This window comes from Cupriavidus sp. 86D6, assembly GCF_057815095.1.
Genome location: NZ_JBYPSB010000002.1, coordinates 545,519 through 561,757, shown reverse-complemented (window position 1 = coordinate 561,757; position 16,239 = coordinate 545,519). Strand labels below are relative to the sequence as shown.

Genomic DNA, 16,239 nt, shown 5'->3' with positions numbered 1-16,239 from the left:
GAGAAGGCGAAAAAAATCGAGCAGCCATTCTATGCCCACCCATCCCCTGCCGGAAGGGCTTTGCCTGGGTCCGGACAGTGTTTTTACGGCGCAGCGTCGAAAAAACTCCTTTTACTTCACGGTAGCCAGTGCGATTCGTCCACCCGCGAAACAAGCCGGTGGACGAATGTCGACGAATGCATGCCGGTTTTTCGCTACTTCTGGTCCTTCTGGACTTCCAGCGTGATGCGCCGCGGTCGTCCGCTTTCGCCCGGGAAATCAGTGAACGCGCTGCGGATCATGTAGGGCATCACGGCCGCCAGGTCGCCGCCCTCGGTGGTATTGCGCGCCGTCACCTGGTAGACCCGCTTGCCGCTGGCGGCATCCTTGAAGAAGACCCGCAGGTTCGAGAACGTCACCGGCACATCGCGCACCACGGTCTGCGGCGGCCAGTAGCCCGGGCCCCAGCCATACGGGCCCCACGGGCGATACCCGCCGTACGGCCCCCAGTACGGGCCCCACGGGCCATACCAGGGATCGGGATAGACGGTTTCCGCCACCCGCACGAAGCCGGGCGCGGCGTCATAGTCCATCGTCACCAGGTACCGGGCCTGTCTGGGGGGCGCCTGCTCGAAGCCGACGCCGGACAGGGCCTGGGACAGCCACAGTTCGTAAGTCTGGCGATCGAGCTGCGCATCCTGCTGCGGTGCGTGGTCGAATGCGTAGGTACGCGGCGCGTCATTGGTCCAGGCCGCGTCGCGGAACGCGGTCACCTCGGTGGTGACGGTACTGGCGCAACCGGCCAGCCATAGCGCGGCGAGCGCCGCCAGCACCCCCAGGCCCCCCCGCCCACGCCGTTTTCCCCATGAAACCGCTGCTTGCCACATCGTCACACCTCGTTATTCTTGATTCGGTCACGTTTCCTCAGACACGATCGGGGCAGCCGAATTCCCACGCCGGCACCAACGCGACGCAGGCCTGAAACCGCTTGGCTACAATGGGGGCTTCAGGGCCGGTTGTCACCGTTCACGGCCCGCCGCCCCCGGTCACCCGAAGACAGGATCTCCCCATGCTGCGTACCGACACGCCCGTTACCGTCTATCGCAAGGACTATACTCCGCCCGCGTTTGCCATCGATCATGTCGATCTGGTGCTCGACCTCGACCCGCAGCGCACCCTCGTCACCAGCACGCTGAAGCTGCAGCGCACCGGCGCCGCCGATGCCCCGCTGGTACTCAGCGGCGAAGCACTGGAACTGATCGGTATCACCCTGGACGGCCAGCCGCTTGCCACCTACCACGCCGAAGCCGACACGCTCACGCTGACCGGCCTGCCGGCGCAGGGCACGCTGCAGATCACGGTGGCCTGCAACCCGGCCGCCAACACCACGCTATCGGGACTCTACGTCTCCAATGGCAATTTCTTTACGCAGTGCGAAGCCGAAGGGTTCCGCCGCATCACGTATTTCCTTGATCGCCCGGACGTGATGACCACGTACCGCGTGACGCTGCGCGCCGACCGCGCCGCCTGCCCGGTGCTGCTGTCCAACGGCAACCTGCTGTCGCAGGCCGACCTGCCGGACGGCCGCCACGAAGCCGTCTGGGAAGACCCGTTCCGCAAGCCGTCCTATCTGTTTGCGCTGGTGGCGGGCAAGCTCGAACGCATCGAAGAGAAGATCGTGTCGGCGTCGGGCAAGGAGAAGCTGCTGCAGGTCTGGGTGGAGCCCCAGGACCTGGACAAGACGCGCCACGCCATGGATTCGCTGATCCATTCGATCCGCTGGGACGAGCGCCGCTTTGGCCTGGAACTGGATCTCGACCGTTTCATGATCGTCGCCGTCAGCGACTTCAACATGGGCGCGATGGAGAACAAGGGTCTGAACATCTTCAACACGAAGTACGTGCTGGCCAATGCGCAGACCGCCACCGACGTGGATTTCGCCAATATCGAATCGGTGGTGGCGCACGAATACTTCCACAACTGGACCGGCAACCGCGTGACCTGCCGCGACTGGTTCCAGCTGTCGCTCAAGGAAGGCCTGACCGTGTTCCGCGACCAGGAGTTCTCGGCCGACATGATGGGCTCGGAATCGGGCCGCGCGGTCAAGCGTATCGAGGACGTGCGCGTGCTGCGCCAGGTGCAGTTCCCCGAGGATGCCGGCCCGATGGCCCATCCGGTGCGTCCCGACAGCTACGAGGAAATCAACAACTTCTACACGGTCACGGTCTATGAGAAAGGCGCCGAGGTCGTGCGCATGTATCAGACCCTGCTGGGTCGCGACGGCTTCCGCCGCGGCATGGACCTGTACTTCCAGCGCCATGACGGCCAGGCCGTGACCTGCGACGACTTCCGCGCCGCCATGGCCGACGCCAACGGCCGCGACCTCACGCAGTTCGGCCTCTGGTACAGCCAGGCCGGCACACCGGTGGTGACCGCCCGGACGCAATGGGATGGCGCCGCCGGCACGCTGGCGCTGACGCTGACGCAGAGCTGCCCGAAGGTGGGCATCGAAACCAAGGCCGGCACGCCGGACAAGCAGCCGTTTCACATCCCGTTCGCACTGGGCCTGATCGACGCCCAGGGCAACGACCTGCCGCTGCAGCTCGACGGCGAAACCCAGGCGGCCGGCACCACGCGCGTGCTCGATTTCACCCAGGCCGAGCAGACCTTCCGCTTCGTCGGCCTGCCCAAGGGCGCCAGGCCCCCGCTGCCGTCGCTGCTGCGCAATTTTTCGGCCCCGGTGATCGTCGACTACGAATATTCCGATGCCGAGTTGACCTTCCTGCTGGCGCACGACAGTGACGCGTTCAACCGCTGGGAAGCCGGCCAGCGCCTGGCCACGCGCGCCCTGCTGCAACTGGTGGGCGACGTGCAGGCCCAGCGCGAACTGAAGCTGGATCCGGCGCTGGTGGCGGCCTTCCGGACCGTGCTGACCGATGGATCGCTGAACCCCGCATTCCGCGAGCAAGCCCTGATGCTGCCGGCCGAAGCCTATCTGGCCGAGCGCATGGGCGTGGCCGATCCGGCCGCGATCCATCGCGCCCGCCTGTTCATGCGCGAAGGCCTGGCCCGCGCGCTCAAGGCCGAATGGCTGGCTGCGTACCAGGCCAATGCCACGCCAGGCGACTACAGCCCCGATGCCGCGTCCATGGCCAAGCGGGCACTGCGCAACCTGGCGCTGGGCTACCTGGCCGACAGCGGCGACGCCGACATGCAGGCGCTGGCCGACCGGCACTACCAGCAGAGCGACAACATGACCGACCGCTTTGCCGCGCTCTCGGCGCTGGTCAACAGCTTCGCGCCGGGCCGCGAGCACGCCCTGGCCGATTTCTACGAGCGGTTCGAGGACGACGCGCTGGTCATCGACAAGTGGTTCTCGCTGCAGGGCATGCAGCGCGGCGAGGTGGGCCCGCACGCCGGCAAGCGCACGATCGACACGGTGCGTGCGCTGATGGAGCATCCGGCCTTCAACCTGCGCAACCCGAACCGGGCACGGTCGCTGATCTTCAGCTTCTGCTCGGGCAATCCGGCCCAGTTCCATGCCGCCGATGGCTCGGGCTACGCGTTCTGGGCCGACCAGGTGCTGGCGCTCGACGCGATCAACCCGCAGGTGGCCGCTCGGCTGGCGCGGGTGATGGACCGCTGGCAAAAGTACGAGATCCCGCTGCGCGACCGCATGCGCGCGGCGCTGGAACGGGTGGCGGCGGCGCCCACGCTGTCGCGCGACGTGCGCGAGATCGTCGGCAAGGCGCTGGCAAGCTGATGTGCCTGCGAAGGCGCTCGACGGGCCGAAAACGGCCTGTTCGCAGCGCCGGCCCTGTAGAATGGCGGCCATCCAAGGAGAACCCACCATGACACGCATCAGCCTCACCCGCTATCTGGTCGAGGAGCAGCGCAAGCACAACACGATCCAGCCGGAACTCCGGCTGCTGATCGAGGTGGTTGCGCGCGCCTGCAAGGCCATTTCCAACGCCGTCAGCAAGGGCGCCCTCGCCGGCGTGCTGGGCTCGGCCGGCACCGGCAACGTCCAGGGCGAAACGCAGCAGAAGCTCGACGTGATCGCCAACGAAGTGCTGCTGGACGCCAACGAATGGGGCGGCCACCTGGCGGCCATGGCATCCGAGGAAATGGATTCGTTCTACGAGATCCCGAACCGCTACCCGAAGGGCGAATACCTGCTGCTGTTCGATCCGCTAGACGGCTCGTCGAACATTGACGTGAATGTGTCGATCGGCACGATCTTCTCGGTGCTGCACATGCACAAGCCGGGCGAGACCGTCACCGAGAGCGATTTCATGCAGCCCGGCACCCACCAGGTGGCGGCCGGCTATGCCGTGTACGGCCCGCAGACCACGCTGGTGCTGACCGTGGGCAACGGCGTGCACATGTTCACGCTCGACCGCGAGGCCGGCAGCTTCGTGCTGACGCAATCGGACGTGAAGATCCCGGAAGACACCAAGGAATTCGCGATCAACATGTCCAACATGCGCCACTGGGCACCGCCGGTGCGCCAGTACATCGACGAATGCCTGGCCGGCGAGGATGGCCCGCGCGGCAAGAACTTCAACATGCGCTGGATCGCGTCGATGGTGGCCGATGTGCACCGCATCCTGACGCGCGGCGGCATCTTCATGTATCCGTGGGACAAGCGCGAGCCCGAGAAGCCGGGCAAGCTGCGCCTGATGTACGAAGCCAACCCGATGGCGTTCCTGGTCGAGCAGGCCGGCGGCGCGGCCACCAACGGCCACGAGCGCATCCTGGACGTGACGCCGACCAAGCTGCACCAGCGCGTTTCGGTAATCCTGGGCTCGAAGAACGAAGTGGAGCGCGTGACGCGCTACCACCAGGAAGCGGCCAGCAAGGCCTGATCCGCCGCATCGCGGCGGAAACTTCCACGCAAACTGGGCGCCCCGGCGCCCTGTTTGTCTTTTGCTTTTCCGCACCCCTCTGCCCCTGGCTTCCGGCGGCGGTCAGAGAGCAACCTGCCACTGCATGCGCCATGCGACCGTGTCGCCCGGCGCCAGGCGACGTAGCCCCGTGCCCTCCCAGCCACGCGCTGACAGGTTGACCGCATCTGCCACGTGCGACACCGGCTCCACGCATACGAAATCGCAGCCGCCCGGTGCGTGCAGCACCAGGTGATCGAGCCCATCGCCGGCGCGCAGCGTCAGCGCGGCGCCATCGGGCCGCTTCAGCGTCGCCGCACGCCTCCAGCCACTGTAATAGACGCTCAGATCGGCATCGGGCAGGTGGCGCTCGCGCAGGAACCGTTCGCGATTCCCCACCACGGTACGCCCTGTGGCCACGCCACCGGCATCCGCCGGCCACCTATGCATGGCATCGAACTGCAGCCGCATGCCGGGCAAGCGCGCGAAGAACGGGTGAAAGCCGCCGCCCACCGGCATAGCCGTTTCGCCATCATTACGGATGGCCAGCTCGGCATCGAGGCCATCTTCGGTCAGCCGCAACGTCTGGCAGGCAGTGAGCGCCCAGGGCCAGTCACCGCCCGCTGGCGCATGTACCAGCGCCATGACGATGCGGTCGCGACCCTGTTCGACGACGGTCCAGGGGCGCGCATGACCGAACCCGTGCATCGCATGGGCCTGCCCCGGATGCGCGGGCAGATCGATATCGCGCCCGTCCCAGCGGAAACGGCCCTCACGAATGCGGTTCGAGAACGGCAGCAACGGATAGCTGCCGGCCTTGGGCCACTGGAACCCGTCAAAGCCTTGTTCCAGCGCCTGCCAGGGCATGGGCGCCAGCCAGTCGATGACATGGCCGTCGGCCCGCGCGGTACTGAATGTTGCCATGCGCCCGCCGGCGGCGGGCGCCACCGTCAGCGTATGCGCGCCCGCGTGCAGCGTATGAAGGGGGCCAGGTGCAAGCCAGGGCATGTCAGTCCTCAACGTCTCGACGCCCCACTCCTGCGCGCAGGAGTGGGGAAACACCGCCTACTTCAGCAGCACGTCGGGCAGCCATAGCGAGAACGCCGGCACATAGGTCACCAGCAGCAGCGCAGCCACCAGCGCACCGTAAAACGGCCAGATCGTGCGCATGACCTGCCCCACCGACACCCCGCCGATCGCACAACCCACGAACTGCGTGGTGCCCACGGGCGGCGTGTTGAGCCCCAGCGCGCAGTTGATCAGCATCAGCATGCCGAACTGCACCGGGCTCATGCCGTAGTGCATGCAGATCGGCAGGAAGATCGGCGTACAGATCAGGATGGTGGCCGCCATGTCCAGGAACGTGCCCAGGACGAACAGCATCAGGTTCACCATCAGGAAGATCACCCATGGGCTGGTGGACACCGAACTCAGGAACTGGCCGGTCAGTTCCGCCACGCCGTAGAGGCTGATCATGTACCCGAACGTGGCCGAAATGCCAATCAGCAGCAGCACCACGCCGGTGGTCTTCACCGCCTTGGCCGCGGCCTTGACGAACTGTTCCTTCGTCAGCGAGCGGTACAGGAACACGGTCAGCGTCAGCGCATACAGCACGGCAACCGCGGCCGATTCCGTGGCCGTGAACACGCCCGACAGGATGCCGGCCAGGATCAGCACCACCACGAACAGGCCCGGCAGCGCGGCGGCCAGCGAATGCCCCACGATCTCCCAGCCCGGGAACTTGCCGGACGGATAGCCGCGGCTGCGCGCCACGAAGTACGCGGCGGCCAGGTTGCAGATCGTCAGGATCAGCGCCGGCAGCACGCCCGCCAGGATCAGCGCGGCAATCGACACCTTGCCGCCCGCGGCCAGCGTGTAGATGATCATGTTGTGGCTGGTCGGCATCAGCGCGCCCACCAGCGCCGCGTGGGTGGTCACGTTGACGGCGTAGTCGGCGTGATAGCCCTCGCGCTTCATCATCGGGATCATCACCGCGCCCATGGCCGACACGTCGGCCACCGGCGACCCGGACACCCCGCCGAACAGCGTGCAGGCCACCACGTTGGACATGCCCAGGCCGCCGCGCACATGGCCGGCCATCGACTTGGCGAAGTTGACGATGCGGTCGGCAATGCCGCCGTACAGCATCAGCTCGCCGGCGAAGATGAAGAACGGGATGGCCAGGAACGAGAACGCGTTCATGCCCGAGGTCATCTGCTGGAACACCACCGCCAGCGGCAGGCCTTCGTAGAGGATGGTGGCCACGGCCGACAGGCCGATGGCGAATGCCACCGGCACCCCCAGGATCAGGAAGCCGAAGAAGCAGACGGTAAGAATGATCAGTGCCATGCCGGCTCCACTTCCGTGCCTTTCAGCACTGCAATGATGTGTTCGATCGAAAACAGCACGATCAGCGTGCCGGCAATGACCGGCGGCAGATAGCGCCAGCCTTCGGAAATGCCCAGCGTCGGCAGCTTGTAGTCCGCCACCGAATGCGCCAGGAACGCGCAGTTGTAGGCCATGACGGCACCGAACACGCCCACCAGCACATGGATCAGGATCTCCAGCCTGGTGCGCAGCCGATCGGGCAGCAGGACCAGCAGCGATTCCAGGCCGATGTGGCCGGCATCGCGCACGCCCACGGCGGTGCCCAGCATCGTCACATACAGCACCAGCAGCATGGCGATGGATTCGGCCCAGGTGGGCGTGTCGTTGAGCACGTAGCGGCCGAAGACCTGGTACAGGACGGCGACCACGAGCAGCAGCAGGCCGAACACGCCCAGGCCCAGGCAGGCACGGGCCAGGGCGGCGCAGAACCGGGTGTAAACAGGGGCGCGCACGGCGCCCGCGTCAGCGGCGGGCTCGCGCACGCCATCCGCCGGCGTGGCCGGCGTGGGAGATGGCGAAAGCATGATGGACTCCCTGCAACCTGAGGTCGGCGGTCTACTTCGTTTCCTGCGTGCGGCGCACCAGGTCCTTCATCTGCGCGCTGGTGATGAAGCGGTCGTACACGGGCTTCATCGCGGCCTGGAACGAGGCCTTGTCCACCTGGATGATCTGCACGCCCGAAGCCTCGACGAGCTTGCGCGACTTCTGCTCGCGCTCGTCCCACAGCTTGCGCATGTAAGGCACCGAATCCTTGGCGGCCTGGCGCACCATGGCCTGGTCTTCCTTCGACAGGCGATCCCAGGCGACCTTCGAGAACATCAGCATTTCAGGCGCCATCGAGTGCTCGGTCAGCGAGTAATACTTGGCCACTTCGAACTGGCGCGAGCTTTCGTAGCTGGGCCAGTTGTTCTCGGCGCCATCGACCAGACCGGTCTTCAGCGCGGTGTAGACCTCGCCCCACGGCATCGGCGTGGCATTGGCATGCATGGCTTCGAGCAGCGACACCCAGAGGTCCGACTGCTGCACGCGGATCTTCATGCCCTTGGCGTCGGCCAGGGTCTTGATGGGGCGCTTGGTGGTGTACATCGAGCGCGAGCCGCTGTCGTACCAGGCCAGCCCGATAAAGCCGTTCTTTTCGCACGACTTCAGGATGTCTTCGCCGACCGGGCCGTCCAGCACGTGGCGCATGTGGTCGGTGGACCGGAACAGGAACGGCATCGTCGGCACGATGGTGGCTTCGCAGATGTTGTTCATCGCGGCCGAGTTCACGCGCACCATCGCCAGCGCGCCAATCTTGGTCTGTTCGATGGCGTCCTTCTCGCTGCCCAGCGCGCCCTGCGCGAAGACCTTGATCGACATCTTGCCGTTCGATCGCTGCTTGAGCAGGTCGCCCATGTAGCGCACGGCCTGCACGGTCGGGTAGTCGTCGGGGTGAATGTCGGCGGAGCGGAAATCCGCGGCGTGCGCCCCGACCGGCAACGCCACGGCTGTCGCAAGTGCGGCCATCAGGGTACCCAGGCGGGTACGTGCGAAGTGTTTTTGAAACATGTGTCTTGCCTCCAGCGTTATCAGTTATTTGTCGTTCAAGTCAACACATTGCCCGGCCCGCCCGGCTCGACGCGCCGTCTTCGGATCAGGAGCCGTCACGCAGCACGGGCTCGGGCGTGCCGAGCACGCCAGGGCGCAGCGCCACCACCGCGCCGGACAGCGGATCGGTGTCATCGGTGCGGATCGACGTCACATAGAGCGTATCGAGGCCGCTGCCGCCGAACGCACACATGGCGGGCTTGGCGAACGGCACCGCCAGGCTGCGGTCCAGCCGGCCATCGGGCGTGAAGCGATGCACCTGCCCGGCATCGTTGCCGCAGATCCAGTAGCAGCCATCGGCATCGACAGCCGCGCCATCGGGCCGTCCGGGGTAGCGGTTCATGTCGATGAACACCCGGCCGTTGGACGGCGCGCCGGTGTCGATGTCGTAGTCATAGGCCCACACGGCCTGCCGGGCCGGATGCGAATCCGACACGTACATCGTGCGGCCATCAGGGCTGAAGGCCAGGCCGTTCGGCGTGATCATCTCGTCGCGGATCACGTCCAGCGCGCCGGTGCGGGCGTCGAAGCGATACAGCTTGCCGTCGGTGGCGGCCAGCGACATGTCCATCACCATCGTGCCGGCCCAGAAGCGGCCCTGCCGGTCGCAACGGCCATCGTTGAACCGCATGCCCTCACGCGCATGCGCCACGGCTGCCACGCGCCGGGCCTCGGGTGCAGGCTGCCCCGCCACCAGCCGGCCCATCCGGAAAATGCCGGTCTCCATCGCCAGCAGCCAGCCGCCGTCGGCGGTCATGGCCATGCAGCCGGCCATCTCGGGCACGGCCCACTGGTCGATGCGGCCGCTGGCCGGATCGAAGCGCCACAGCGAGCGATTCGGGATATCGGTCCAGTACAGGGCGGCTTCCGATGCATGCCAGACGGGGCTTTCGCCCACGCCGCAGCGCATGTCGCCAATCCGCTCAAAGGTGTCGGTCATCGCGTGCGGGCCCCCTCAGTCGCCGAACGGGCCGGCCTTGACGAAGGCCCCGCCCTGGTACCAACCGGCCGGATCGTCGGCCGGCAGCGGCGGCACCGATTCCACCTTGGCGCGGAACTGCTCGGAAGACTCCACGGGCTTGAATCCCAGACGCGCGGCCTTGCTGTTGTCCCACCAGCTGTCGCGATTGGCCGAAGCGCCATAGACGATCAGGAAGCCAACCTTCGGCACGAAGATGGCGCGCTTGATCAGCTGTTCCAGGTCGTCGTAGCCCAGCCACGTCACCATCATGCGGCGATCCTTGGCCTCGGGGAACGACGAACCGATGCGCAACGCCACGGTGTCGATGCCGTAGCGGTCGCTGTAGAAGCTGCCCAGCTGCTCGCCGAACGCCTTGCTGACACCGTAGTAGCCATCGGGCCTGGGCGGCGTATCGGCATCGAGCACTTCGCCCTGCCTGTAGTAGCCGATGACGTGATTCGAACTGGCAAACACGATGCGGCGCACGCCGTGGCGGCGTGCCGCTTCGTAGAGGTTGTACGTGCCCTGGATGTTGGCGGGCAGGATTTCCTCGAACGGCCGCTCCACCGACACCCCGCCAAGGTGGACGATCGCATCGACGCCTTCCACCAGCGCATGCACAGCCTTGGAGTCCGAGAGGTCGCACGTCACCACCTCTTCCTGCTCGCGGGCGTCGCCCAGGCTGGCGATATCGGACACGCGCACCACATCGGCATAACGCTTGAGCCGATCACGTAGAACTTTTCCGAGATTTCCAGCGGCGCCGGTCAGCAGAAGGCGATGGCAACGGGTGGTGACGCCGTCGAGCGGGTCTTTGGAGGTCTGAGACATGGTGTCGGGCGGCACAGGTGCGCGGGATCCAACTCAACGCGCGCCAATGACTGATTAGGGTGTTATTGATCTGTCGTCATACAACGCAACTGGAATCTAATCGTCTGCCCGATTGGGGTCAAGGTAATATCGTCTCGGTAAAATCCCTAGAAGTTTTAAGCTCCATACATGCAGACGTTAATTGCTGCTGTGCGGGTTCTTTTCACGCAAACGTGTGAAAACCAGTTTTTCAGCGCATCAATATCGCCCCGCCGGATTTGCCTCGTGCGGCTATAGCAAACGCTTTCCCGTTGAACGTGAATAACTTGCGTGAAACGGACAGCGATTTGCTGCAATGCAAATTAAGCCAATACATAAATCTGGACTGCACCCCCATTGCAACCGATTGAACGGGTATTTGATATGGCGCGCCAGTGTTGCTGATCCACCCAATGTCTGGTCGTATGTCTTGCTTCGTTATTTTTCTGTAAGGTACGATGTCATAGGACATCAGATCACCGATTGCCTTTCCCAATCGATCTGGACTGCCTGTCCCGGCGCCCGGCGCGTGACTTCCCTGCGCGCCTCCCATGCCAGCCGGTGAGGGCAATGCACGAGCCGATCCACTTCGGCCAGAAGTCGAACAAGCATTTGGCACCGGCTCTTCCGCAGCAAAAACGAAATCAATAGCCAGGATGGAGACACACATCATGAAGCGAGCCCTTGCGCCCTTCGTCACGACAGCAGCCCTAGCCGCCATCGGTGCCGCATCACCGGCCCAGGCCCAGTCGAACGTCACGCTTTACGGCATCGTCGACACCACGATCCGCTACACCTCGAACGAAAGTGCTGCCGGCAACGGCAAGGTGCAGATGACCGATGGCGTGCTGACCGGCAGCCGCTGGGGCCTCTACGGCGTGGAAGACCTGGGGCGCGGCTACCAGGCGCTGTTCGTGCTGGAATCGGGCTTCTCGCCCGATGCCGGGCAGAGCCTGCAAGGCAACCGCCTGTTCGGCCGCAAGGCTTATGTCGGCATGCAGGGCGACTTCGGCACCATCACGCTGGGTCGGCAATTCACGGTGATCCACGAGGTCATCGCCAGCTACGACGCCATGGCGCTGGCCAACCTTGCCATCGTTGGCTTCCAGGGCGGCAACTACACCGGCGGCGTCCGTCAGGACAACATGGTCAAGTACGCCGGAAAATTTGGCGGCTTTACGATTGCAGCCCAGCACGCCTTCGGCGAGCAACCGGGCAGCGTGGCGCGGTCGTCGTCGACAGGCGGCAGCCTGACGTACGCGACGGGTCCGTTCATGGTGGCCGGCGGCTACCAGATCATGAAGGACACCACGAGCTACTACGGCGTGACCGTGCCGAACAGCGACCAGAAGGTCTGGACGCTCGGCGGCACCTACACCGCAGGTCCGGCCACGATCTATCTTGGCTACACGAACAGCAACGTCGACAACGCCGGCTACAAGAACCAGGCCGGCTACCTGGGCGCCAAGTACCAGTTCAATCCGGCATGGTCGCTGATCGCCCTCGGCACCTACGACCACCTCAAGCATGCCGGCGATTCGGGCAACCGCTTCACCGGCGCGATGATGCTCGACTACGCGTTCAGCAAGCGCACCGACGTCTACCTGGAAGCCGACTACACGTCGCTGACCGACGCGTGGCGCACGCTGGGCGCGCAGCCGACGTTCCAGACGCCGTTCTACGGCCACGGCAGCCGCGTGGGCGTGATGGCCGGCCTGCGCCACAAGTTCTGATCGCCCGGTCGCCGCCGGTCGCCGCCGGGTGCCGGGTCAATCGGGAACAGGGGGCAGCTTCGCCCCTTTTTTGCGCCAAGCCATCGGCCGCGCCTGTGCGATCCTTGCGCCTGTTGTCGCCGCGCACTGCCGGCTGCGACAGCGGCGTACCGGGCAGCCCCCGCTGGCAGGATTCGATAAAAAACCTGCACAAGGGGCTTCACAAACCCGGGAGTCGCTGATATTATCGCTGGCTCTATCCGATTCGACGCAAACGCAGCAACAGCGCGAATCGCAGCGATAGGAACAGGTTTTACAAGTCAGGATTCGCCGGTGTAGCTCAGTTGGTAGAGCAGCGCATTCGTAATGCGAAGGTCGTAGGTTCGACTCCTATCTCCGGCACCATCACTTGAAGTAGGAAGGGCAACCCATTCGGGTTGCCCTTTTTGCTTTGGCTTTCGCTTTGGGGCTTGCCGCGCCGCCGTCACCCGCCGCACTGCCTGACGATCATCGACGCGTTGGCCACAGCCCCCATCATCTGCTCACGATCCACATTGGATTCGATCCGGTAGTCCGCCTGCAGGCGCAGCAGCCTGCCGCGATTAAGCATCCGCGCCAAGGCGATCGATCGCCAATAGCCCGGGTGCTCACGGCGCACACCCGGATGGTATAGCTGATTGACCAGCGTCTCGTGCTTGCCAGTCTTGCGGAAGCCGCCGCTACCCGGCGCAGGCAACGCGCAATGCCATGCATAGGCAGCGTGATAGGCCGCGAAGTAGCAGCGGCTGATGGCCGACCGGAAATTGGCTTCGCCATGCGCGGCTTCGGCGATGACACCCGCGCACCGGAGCATGTCGCCCGCCACCACACTTATGGCTGAAATACGACGTCGAGTTGCGCGGAAGGCGTAAGGCCGCGCGCCAGTTGCAGCGCGGTCAGTGTCTCGTTCAGCGTGTAGGTATCAATGCCCTCCCCCACTTGCACCACGTAGAGCACCGCATCGTCTTCCGCGTCCAGGCCGGCGCATTCGCGCGATACCTGACAATCCGACAGCGCGCGCCCGTGTCGGCGCAGCAGTGCATCCGCGGCATCGAGATGCAATGCCTCCAGCGCCGCCGCGTCGCGCGGATTGCCGCGCCGGGGTTCGCGCGGCGCGTCACCATGCAGGTAAGACAATGCGGACGACCGCGTCACGGTGCCGGCCGCATCCACATCCGCTCTTGCAGCCACCGCTGCGTCCCTCACCATTCCCGTCATCGCGTCCTCCTTGTCGCTGGCTATCCGGATTGGATGACCGAAATTCTAGGCACGAAACGCCACGAAAAACCGGGGCGTCAGTGAAATCGGATTCGTCTCAATAACATTTCGAGCGACGCTGCCGGCCTGTTACGACGCCACGCGCGGATGGTAGGCCGGTTGCCATGCGTCACGAAGGCTGCCGCGCATCGGCAGGAATCCATCGCAGCCCAGCATCTGCAACACTACTGCTTCCATGCGCTCGATCGACGCCGACTTGGGCAGGTGCTCCACAACGCCGCACGTTTCCAGCGATGCGGGCACGCGCAGCCACATGTTGTCGGACAGGAGCAGGATGCGCGCGTGGGGCAGCGCCTGATGCAGCTGGCGCAGCAGGTACCAGTTGTCGCTGCTGTCGCCGGACATGCCATAGACCACGATGGACGTCTCCAGGCCTGACTCCAGCGCCAGGATGCCGGCCGGGTCCAGGGCCCGCACGGCGCCGACGCCCGGTATCCGTTCCAGCAATCCCTGCATGCCCAGACGTACCAGCGGCTGGTCTTCGATCACGAGTGCGGTCATGTTGCGTTTCCCCCGGTGTCTAGTTTTGATATGGGAGACCGAGCAAACGGCGTGCCAGACAATATCTGTCCGTCACGGCGCCGCACGTGCAACTGCAAAATTGGCTGAAATGCTACGCGCGGCAAGGATTCGGCGGCAGTGCGCGCCATCGCACGGCATTCAAGGCGCCCTGTGTGATGGCGCCACGATGTTACGGGCAACGTAACGTGTCACGCCTCACCGTAACGACACCCGTCATATCCGGCCCCCGGACCGCAATGCCGAACCGGCGGCCAGCCCTCGGCAACCGGCCCGCTTTCCGCAGGATCAGGTCACCGTGATCCGGTCTTCGATGACCCGCACCTGGCCGCCGGTCTTGTCTTCCATGACCTTCAGCACCTTGTGTCCCACCTGCAGGGTCACGCCGCCATGGATGCGGCGGCCCACGGCGATCACGGCGTCGTCCGACGGCTTGATCTGCTCGGCCAGCCTGGCGATGTCGGCATCGAGTTCGAACAGGTCGCGGTTGATCTTGTACATCGTGGCGCGTGCCTTCTCGCGGACGTCGCCCTGCGCGCGCTCGGGATTCTTGGCAAAGAAGGCCACCAGCTGCTGCAGCTTGGCCTGGTCGTCCAGCACCTTGCGGCGGCGCGCTTCCAGTTCGCCCTTCTGCTGGTCCGCAAACGGGTTCAGGCCAACCTGCACGGCGGTGGCAGATCCTGCCGGGGCGCCCAGCGTGGCCACGCTGACGGACTGCAGCGCGCGCGTGCGGCCGCCGCTGATGCTGCCCTGGGACGTGGGCGTGCCCACCACCACGCGCTGGCCCGCCGACACATCGCTCTGGCGGATGCCGCTTTCGACCACGACCTCGGTCGCGGCCTCGACGATCGCATTCTGGATATAGCGCGCGTGCACCGCACCCCTGGTACGCACGCTGGCCACCTCGTTGGGGTCGCCGCCATGAGCAGAGTCGGCCTTGCCGATGATGCCGCCCTTGACGATCACGTCGCCCCCGGCTTCCACATGGGCCGCCTCGATCGTGCCCTGCACCACCACGTCGCCCGTGACACGCACCGACATGCCGGTGCGGATATCGCCCGACACACGCAGCGAGCCATCGAAATTGACGTTGCCCGAATGCAGGTCCACCGCATCCACATCCACCACCGGGCTGACGATCACGCCATTGGGCAGCACGCGCGGCGATCCGGCGATGACCGCCAGCAGCAGGTTCGGGTCGTTGGGGTCGGCGGCCACACCGGTCAGGTCCGCCGCATAGGGCGTGTCCACCACGGGCTCGGCCGCAATGGGCTTGCCCAGCACGTCCATGCCGTCCTTGCCGGACCTGGCCGGGGTGCGACGCATCAGCGCCGTGCCGGGATTCACCAGCAGCAGGTTGCCAAGGTCGCGCAGATCGACGCGCTCGTCCTCGTTGTCGGCCTGTGCCGGTCGTTTCTGCTGCACCAGGCTGTCGAAGCGCGCCATTTCGCCCTGCACGGGCGCCACGCCGCGTGCGATCTCGCGGCCTTCGCAACTGCCGGCCTCCAGCGCCACGCCAATGGCTGCGGAATCCAGCAGCGCCACCACGCCCATCGATGCCGCAGCGGCGGCGATATCACTTTCCTCGATGCTGCGGCCGCCTTCGGGCGGCATCAGCGTCAGCAGGAGCTGCAGCTTGTCGGCGGAGATCTCCAGTTCGAACGCGCCATCGAGCACCGTGCCGATCACCGCGTCGATTTCGCGGTCGGTCAGCTGGCACTGGGTCAGAAAGCCGGTCACGGCCGCCTGGTCCAGGCGCGCCCCCTGCCAGCCGTGCTCGGCCAGCGATGCTTCCAGCGCCGCCCGGTCGGGCGGCAGCCGGCCCGGTTCCGGCGTAAAGCAGGCCCTCACCTGATCGCCCGGCTGGTTGAGTTCCAGGCGTAATCCCACGTCCGCGTTCATGGCTCCCCGCTTTCTCGTTCTGCATGGCGCCATGCCGGCTGGGTTTCGTGCCCCGGGTCCTTCCGCTTGGACGGCCGTACCTGCGCCAACTCTGCTTGTCGTGATCGAAGGTTTAACGGCAGGCGCGCGAGTGAGCTTT

The 16,239-nt window shown here is 65.5% G+C and carries 14 protein-coding genes and 1 tRNA gene; 4 read left to right on the top strand and 11 right to left on the bottom strand.

Features of this window, described 5'->3' with window-relative positions; translation table 11 throughout:
* Positions 1-194: 194 nt before the first annotated feature.
* Positions 195-866 carry a DUF4136 domain-containing protein gene (locus AC3G88_RS07660; RefSeq protein WP_488771196.1) on the bottom strand — a complete coding sequence of 224 codons (672 nt, stop codon included), beginning with the start codon at positions 864-866 and terminating at the stop codon, positions 195-197.
* A 182-nt stretch (positions 867-1,048) separates the two neighbouring features.
* On the opposite strand from AC3G88_RS07660, the gene pepN reads away from it, so the two are divergent.
* On the top strand, positions 1,049-3,742 hold the full coding sequence (gene pepN / locus AC3G88_RS07655; RefSeq protein WP_488771195.1) for an aminopeptidase N: 2,694 nt from the start codon (positions 1,049-1,051) through the stop codon (positions 3,740-3,742).
* Positions 3,743-3,830: 88 nt separating this feature from the next.
* Positions 3,831-4,847, top strand: coding sequence for a class 1 fructose-bisphosphatase (locus AC3G88_RS07650; protein ID WP_400395670.1), 1,017 nt, complete (start codon positions 3,831-3,833; stop codon positions 4,845-4,847).
* A 102-nt stretch (positions 4,848-4,949) separates the two neighbouring features.
* On the opposite strand, the gene AC3G88_RS07645 is transcribed toward AC3G88_RS07650, so the two are convergent.
* The 6 genes from AC3G88_RS07645 to AC3G88_RS07620 all read right to left on the bottom strand — a co-directional run bounded on the left by AC3G88_RS07645 (position 4,950) and on the right by AC3G88_RS07620 (position 10,632).
* On the bottom strand, positions 4,950-5,873 hold the full coding sequence (locus AC3G88_RS07645) for an aldose 1-epimerase (RefSeq protein ID WP_488771194.1): 924 nt from the start codon (positions 5,871-5,873) through the stop codon (positions 4,950-4,952).
* Between the two features lie 57 nt (positions 5,874-5,930).
* The gene (locus AC3G88_RS07640) at positions 5,931-7,214 is read right to left on the bottom strand and encodes a TRAP transporter large permease (protein WP_488771193.1); all 1,284 of its coding nucleotides are present in this window, start codon (positions 7,212-7,214) and stop codon (positions 5,931-5,933) included.
* On the bottom strand, positions 7,205-7,777 hold the full coding sequence (locus AC3G88_RS07635) for a TRAP transporter small permease (RefSeq protein WP_488771192.1): 573 nt from the start codon (positions 7,775-7,777) through the stop codon (positions 7,205-7,207). Before AC3G88_RS07635 ends, AC3G88_RS07640 begins: the two co-directional genes overlap by 10 nt.
* A gap of 31 nt (positions 7,778-7,808) precedes the next feature.
* Complete coding sequence (locus AC3G88_RS07630) at positions 7,809-8,759, bottom strand: TRAP transporter substrate-binding protein (protein ID WP_488771366.1); 951 nt, start codon at positions 8,757-8,759, stop codon at positions 7,809-7,811.
* A 127-nt stretch (positions 8,760-8,886) separates the two neighbouring features.
* Positions 8,887-9,780, bottom strand: a complete 894-nt coding sequence (locus AC3G88_RS07625) for an SMP-30/gluconolactonase/LRE family protein (RefSeq protein ID WP_488771191.1) — start codon at positions 9,778-9,780, stop codon at positions 8,887-8,889.
* A 15-nt stretch (positions 9,781-9,795) separates the two neighbouring features.
* Positions 9,796-10,632 (bottom strand): NAD-dependent epimerase/dehydratase family protein, encoded by an 837-nt coding sequence (locus AC3G88_RS07620; protein WP_488771190.1) that lies wholly within the window; start codon positions 10,630-10,632, stop codon positions 9,796-9,798.
* Between the two features lie 689 nt (positions 10,633-11,321).
* Here AC3G88_RS07620 and AC3G88_RS07615 point away from each other — a divergent pair.
* Together AC3G88_RS07615 and AC3G88_RS07610 are read left to right on the top strand one after the other, a co-directional pair.
* Complete coding sequence (locus AC3G88_RS07615; protein WP_488893255.1) at positions 11,322-12,383, top strand: porin; 1,062 nt, start codon at positions 11,322-11,324, stop codon at positions 12,381-12,383.
* A gap of 308 nt (positions 12,384-12,691) precedes the next feature.
* Positions 12,692-12,767 (top strand) — tRNA-Thr (locus tag AC3G88_RS07610).
* 79 nt (positions 12,768-12,846) lie between these two features.
* Here the strand turns inward: AC3G88_RS07610 and AC3G88_RS07605 are convergent.
* The 4 genes from AC3G88_RS07605 to AC3G88_RS07590 all read right to left on the bottom strand — a co-directional run bounded on the left by AC3G88_RS07605 (position 12,847) and on the right by AC3G88_RS07590 (position 16,100).
* The gene (locus AC3G88_RS07605) at positions 12,847-13,227 is read right to left on the bottom strand and encodes a hypothetical protein (protein WP_488893254.1); all 381 of its coding nucleotides are present in this window, start codon (positions 13,225-13,227) and stop codon (positions 12,847-12,849) included.
* Positions 13,228-13,232: 5 nt separating this feature from the next.
* Entirely contained in the window at positions 13,233-13,619 is a 387-nt protein-coding gene (locus AC3G88_RS07600) for a hypothetical protein (RefSeq protein ID WP_488771186.1), read from the bottom strand.
* 129 nt (positions 13,620-13,748) lie between these two features.
* Entirely contained in the window at positions 13,749-14,180 is a 432-nt protein-coding gene (locus AC3G88_RS07595; RefSeq protein WP_488771184.1) for a response regulator, read from the bottom strand.
* Positions 14,181-14,486: 306 nt separating this feature from the next.
* Positions 14,487-16,100: a flagellar assembly protein A gene (locus AC3G88_RS07590; RefSeq protein ID WP_488771183.1), complete on the bottom strand. Its 1,614-nt coding sequence runs from the start codon at positions 16,098-16,100 to the stop codon at positions 14,487-14,489.
* Positions 16,101-16,239 lie beyond the last annotated feature (139 nt).